This window comes from Microbacterium sp. FG3 (genome assembly GCF_057809335.1).
The window spans coordinates 1-703 of record NZ_JBMDJT010000078.1; the positions used below are offsets into that span (position 1 = coordinate 1).

The following is a 703-nucleotide window of genomic DNA, read 5'->3' on the forward strand; positions in this document are numbered from 1 at the left end:
GCTCCTCCCGCCCGGCGCGGCGTGCGCCGGGCACGGCGCTTCGGGAGCACGGCGGTGACGGCGTCGGCGCCGGGCCACGCGCTCGTCTCGCCGGGCTGCGGGTCGTGCCGCGCGGGCGGTGCGTGCCGGGCGTCGGCTTCGGCCTGGTCGGCGCGGGGCCCGGTGGTGTCGACGGTCACGAGGCGACCGCCCCGAGGCCGGGCCCGCGCATCAGGCCGACGACGTACCACCCGCCCCACAGCAGCCCGGCGGCGCCGATGCCGCCGCCGGCCCACCACGCCCACACGGGGATCGTGGGTGCGTCGTCCCCGGCGGATGCCTTGTCGGAGGCGATGATGACATCCGCCAGGGCCGTCCCCTCGCACCAGCCCGTGAACTGCAGGGTGTGCGCACCGGGAAGCGTCTTGTCGGAGACGGGGAACACCGCCCGCACCGTGCCGGTGTCATCCGCCGTGAACGAGCCGATCAGCACCGGCTCGCTGAAGATCACCAGCTGCACCTGCTCGCCGGCGCCGAAGCCCGCCGCGGTCGCGGTGACGTTCTCGCCGGCGTGGTACACGCCCTTGTCGACCGTCGCCTCCTCGCCGCTCGTGGCCGGCTTCGTGGGCACCTCGGGCTCGGCCGGCGTGCACGAGGCCGCCGGCTCGCCGTCGGCCTCGGGCGCCGGTGCGGCCGCGCCGCCGCCCGAACCGCCGCGCGCGCC

The 703-nt window shown here is 77.8% G+C and carries 1 protein-coding gene; it reads right to left on the reverse strand.

Translation table 11 applies throughout. From position 1 onward, the window contains the following. Positions 1-175 precede the first annotated feature (175 nt). Positions 176-703, reverse strand: a 528-nt coding sequence (locus ACODR5_RS13525; protein WP_488983914.1) for a hypothetical protein, incomplete at its 5' end; no start/stop codon positions are given.